The organism is Arthrobacter sp. SPT-J7 (assembly GCF_059089965.1).
In genome coordinates, this window is sequence record NZ_JBNHFF010000244.1 from 1 (window position 1) to 4,698 (window position 4,698).

The 4,698-nt window shown below is 65.0% G+C and carries 6 protein-coding genes; 1 reads left to right on the top strand and 5 read right to left on the bottom strand.

Annotated features, from left to right (window positions below):
• Positions 1–387, top strand: a 387-nt coding sequence (locus AC5RWX_RS30470) for an SRPBCC family protein (protein WP_494099945.1), incomplete at its 5' end; no start/stop codon positions are given.
• Between the two features lie 119 nt (positions 388–506).
• Here AC5RWX_RS30470 and AC5RWX_RS30475 read toward each other — a convergent pair.
• From AC5RWX_RS30475 to fdhA, 5 genes are all read right to left on the bottom strand, one after another.
• Positions 507–722 (bottom strand): hypothetical protein, encoded by a 216-nt coding sequence (locus AC5RWX_RS30475; RefSeq protein ID WP_494099946.1) that lies wholly within the window; start codon positions 720–722, stop codon positions 507–509.
• 50 nt (positions 723–772) lie between these two features.
• On the bottom strand, positions 773–2,131 hold the full coding sequence (locus AC5RWX_RS30480; RefSeq protein WP_494099947.1) for an MFS transporter: 1,359 nt from the start codon (positions 2,129–2,131) through the stop codon (positions 773–775).
• A gap of 46 nt (positions 2,132–2,177) precedes the next feature.
• Positions 2,178–3,101, bottom strand: a complete 924-nt coding sequence (locus AC5RWX_RS30485; protein ID WP_494099948.1) for a serine hydrolase — start codon at positions 3,099–3,101, stop codon at positions 2,178–2,180.
• A gap of 117 nt (positions 3,102–3,218) precedes the next feature.
• Positions 3,219–3,569, bottom strand: coding sequence for a GNAT family N-acetyltransferase (locus AC5RWX_RS30490; RefSeq protein ID WP_494099949.1), 351 nt, complete (start codon positions 3,567–3,569; stop codon positions 3,219–3,221).
• 111 nt (positions 3,570–3,680) lie between these two features.
• The coding region (gene fdhA / locus AC5RWX_RS30495) for a formaldehyde dehydrogenase, glutathione-independent (protein WP_494099950.1) at positions 3,681–4,698 on the bottom strand (1,018 nt) is incomplete at its 5' end.

The window sequence follows — 4,698 nt, forward strand, 5'->3', positions numbered from 1 at the left end:
ACGGACAGCGGGATCCGCAGCAAGTACCAGTTCGGGAATACCATCGAGGCCGACTGGACCCCCGGCGGCCGCTTCGTGATGAACAACGTCAAGGCGGGCGCACCGCTCGGCGAAGGAGAAAACCTGGAGGTGGATCCGCCGCGCCGGCTCGTCCAGACCATGCGCGCCCTCTGGGGCGAGGACGTCAAGGCCGAGGGAACCTCGAAGGTCACCTGGGACATCGAGCCCGTGGGCGATTCCTGCCGCCTCACCGTCACCCACAGCGACCTCCGCGAGGGCGCCAACGAACAGCTCTACGGCGGCTGGCCCATGATCCTCTCCGGCCTGAAGACGTGGCTGGAAACCGGCGAGAAGCTCACCACGCCCGGCTCCCTGATGTACACCTGAGTCCCTTGCTGCACAGCTGAGGAACCGCGACGGCGGGAGGCGGCTGCGGTGCCGCCTCCCGCCGTAAGTAACAGAACGTGCTGCTCTTCGAACAACCCACTTCCAGGGGCTGGGCTGCGCTATCCGGCCGGTGGCCTGCTGGTGCCGTCCCATCCCCTGCGGCGCAGGTTGCGTGTGGCCACCAGCGAACCCCCGATGAACAGCACCCCCAGGACCACGGTGGCGACGCCCGCGTAGAACCATCCGCCGCGGCCGAAGATCATCAGCGCGGCACCGAGAATGCACAGGCCCTTCGCAGTGATATCCAAGTACAGCTGCACCTTTGGATTGTCCATAACTACACGATAAACCCCGCGGATGTCTGCGGCAGCGGCCTTCGAAGCCCCTACTCCGTGCGCTGCCGCCACATCAGGGACAAGCCGAACGTCACCAGGCAAAGGACCAGCATGGCGAGCACCATGCGTGCCCAGCTTTCCTGGTCCACGCCGCTGGCCGCGAAAACACCGATCATCACGGTGGCGGTAATCGCGCCGACGTATCTGCAGGTCTGGTAAATGCCTGCCGCAATACCCCGTTCCTGCGGGCGGGTGGAGACAAACATGCCCTGGTTCGTGGCAATGCTCACCGTTCCGTAAGGGACGCCCATCAGGGCAGTCAGCACCACCACCAGCGGGACCACGAGCGTGCCGGTCAGCAGCCACATGAGCGCGGCCACCGCGGTCAGGAGCACGACGCCGGCAATCAGCACCCGCCGCACGCCGAACCTTCCCATTGCACTGACTGCCCATGGCGTGGCGACGACGGACATCGTGGCCAGCGGCAGCATCAGCAGGCCCACGACGCCGGGATCGTAGCCGCCCGCTTCCTGGAGCAGCTGGGGCAGGCCGAAGAACACAAAATAGTAGACGCTGCTGAACACCGCGAAGCCCAGGTAGACCAGCATCAGCGGCCGGTTGCGTCCCAGCAGCCGCAGGTCCAGGAAAGGCCTGTTGAAACGAAGCTCACGCCAAGCGAACAGGGCCGCGATCGCAGTTCCGGCGGCCAGCATCCACCAGCGGTAGCCCGGCGCCACGTTCAGCGCGGCCATCATCACCAGGAGCAGGGCGGACACGAAACCCAGGATTCCCGGGATGTCCGAGTCCCGGACAAGCTCGGCGACGCTGCCGCGTTCCCGCGTCCCGTCCCGTGGCGCATGCCGGACGATCAGCAAAGCGGCCAGTGCCAGCGGGACGTTGATCAGGAACAGCGCCTCCCAGCCCACAAAGCTCACCAGAAGGCCGCCCACCACCGGGCCCACTGCGGCGGCCGAAGTGTTGGCCATCTGGAGCCGGCCCAGCGGGCGCGCGGAATCGACATTCGCCCGGTGGGCTATTGCCCCCACCATTACCACCGCGCTCGGATAGGCCGTGGCCGTGCCCAGCGCCATCACCGCCCGCGCCACGCACAGCAGGGCGAAGTTCGGCGCCAACGGCGCCAGTGCGCACGTGAAGGCAACCAGTGCCATGCCCAGCATGAACATCCGGCGCGGTCCGAACCTGTCGGCAAGCCGGCCCATTACCGGTTGTCCTGCCGCCGAGGCGAGGTAGAAGGACGTGACCACCCACGTGACGGCCGCGACGTCGAGCCCGAAGTCGGCGCGGAGCACCACCAGGGCAACGGCGATCATCGAGGAGTTCAGGGGATTCAGTGCCGTGCCCAGGCTGAGGCCGGCGACGGCCAGGCCAGTCCGGGGTTTGTTGCTCACGGAAACAGTCTGGTGCACCCGAGCCGGCGTGCGCGACTTTGATGAACTAACGTGCCTGGCCGCCGGCCTGCACGGGCGGAAACAACGATTCTTCAACAAGGGCAGTGAGCTCGCGGATGGCGTCAGCCTGCCCCGGCTCTTCAGTGCCCTCGGGGTTCTCGGTGTAGATCACCAGCACAAACGAGGAGCCGCGGTATGTCAGGACCGCAGCGTCATGAAGGTCGCCACCAAGTTCGCCGTACTTGTGGAACACCTCGACGCCGGCCTGCGACCCCGCTGGAATCAGTTCATCGTTGTTGGTGTTCTTCATGGAGCCGAGCAACCGGGCAGTGTTCTCCGCGTTCAGCAGATGCCCGCCGTAGAGACGTTTGAGGACCAGTGCCATCTCCGCAGGAGTCAGGAGATTCTCCTCCGGATCGTAGGCGACGCCGATGGATGCGGCATATTCAGTAAGCTGCGGGTATCCCACTGCACTCATTAGCAGCAGCCACGAATCGTTGTTGCTTTCGTTAACCATGGCCTCGAGCTGGAACGCCGCGTCGTAGTTCCCCAACGGCTGGTCCAGCGCCGCCTGGCCGGTTTCCACCAGATGGTAGTACGCGGCCGCCGTGATGATTTTCGCGGTGCTGGCGGCCGTAAAAGCGTCCTGGTCGCCGAAGGTCAGCGCGGCATCGCCGGACACGTCCGCCAAAGCCAACCCGATCCGGTAATCATCGTATTCCTCCAGGACGGAATCGATGCGGTCCCGGAGAGCATCCGGGGCCGCAGCCACGGGGTCTTCGGGGACAGCGGCGGGGACTGGGCTGGCTGCGCCTGCCGACGGCCCGGACCGGACCGAGGCGAAGACAAGGCTCGCCCCAATGACAAGGGCGACGGCAGAGAACAACAGCGCCAGGAGCAGAACCCTTTGTCCGTTCCGAGGCGCTCGGAAGTGCCGCCCGGCCGGGCGCAGCGCTGGGTCCACCGACATAGAACTCCTGCAAGCTCGACGATCAAAAAGAATGCATCGGGCGCCCAGCGCACACCGATGCTATGGGACCCGATTAAATCACATGAGTTTGGGAGCTCCCTGAACGTCCCTGTCCTATCAGCGGGTGTGGGCCGTAAGTGCTGTGTCCAGGAACTCGAGATGGGCCGGTGCCGTGCGGACCGTCTTGCCGTCGTACTCAGAGTGCTTGGTAAGGAACTTCTTGATGTAGGGGCACACGGGAACGATGCCGCGCCCGGCGCCCACCGTTTCGTCCAGGGCCGCCGCGGCGAGCTGGCCCGCAAGGCCCTGGCCGCCGTATTCCTCGTTGATAACGGTGTGGTAGAAAATTCGCTGGGGTGAAGCACCGCCGTCGTAATCCTTGTAGGCAGCCTTGCCGATCACGTTGCCGGCGTCGAGGATCTCGAAGCGCTGGCGGTCGGGATTGTGGCGGACGGTGATCTGGCTCAAGGAAACTCCTTCAATGCGGTGACGTTGCTGCCCTTGCAAAGCCTAACCCGGGCCGGGCAGCCCTTATTTCCGCATCGACTTTCCCGGCTGACCACCGCCCGCCGTTACGCCCTAGTTCAGGTATCCATTCGGGTCGAGAACATACTTCGTAGCTGCACCGGCGTCGAACTCCGCGTAACCTTGCGGCGCTTCCTCAAGGGAGATGGCCTTGGCGTTGACGTTCTTGGCGATACTCACCCTGTCGTGCAGGATGGCCATCATCAGCTGCCGGTTGTACTTCATCACGGGACACTGTCCCGTGGTGAAGCTCAACGACTTGGCCCAGCCCGTGCCGAGACTCAGGCTCAGCGCACCCTTCTTCGCGGCCTCGTCGATTCCGCCCGGGTCTCCCGTGACGTAAAGGCCCGGGATGCCGAGCGCGCCGCCGGCAGCCGTGATGTCCATGAGCGAGTTCAACACCGTGGCTGGTGCTTCCTCGGCTTCCTTGCCATGGCCATGGCCCCGGGCTTCGAAGCCGACAGCATCAACGCCGCAGTCCACCTCCGGTACGCCGAGGATTTGCTCAATCTGCTCCGCAGGCCCGCCCTTGGTGAGGTCTACCGTTTCGCAGCCGAAGCTGCGGGCCTGCGCCAGCCGGTCCTCATTGAGGTCACCCACAATTACGGCGGCGGCACCCAGCAAGTGTGCGCTGGTGGCCGCGGCCAGACCCACCGGGCCCGCGCCTGCTATGTACACCGTGGACCCAACACCCACGCCGGCGGTAACTGCCCCATGGAACCCTGTGGGGAAGATATCCGAGAGCATGGCCAGGTCCAGGATTTTCTCCATGGCCCGGTCCTTGTCCGGGAACTTCAGCAGGTTCCAGTCGGCATACGGAACCAGGACATAGTTGGCCTGCCCACCGACCCAGCCACCCATGTCCACGTACCCGTAGGCGCTGCCCGGGCGGTCCGGGTTCACGTTCAGGCAGATGCCGGTCTTGCGTTCCTTGCAGTTCCGGCACCGGCCGCAGGCGATGTTGAACGGGACGGAGCAGAGGTCACCGACCTTGATGAACTCAACGTCGCGTCCCACCTCAACCACTTCGCCGGTGATTTCATGGCCAAGGACCAGGTTGGGCGGAGCGGTC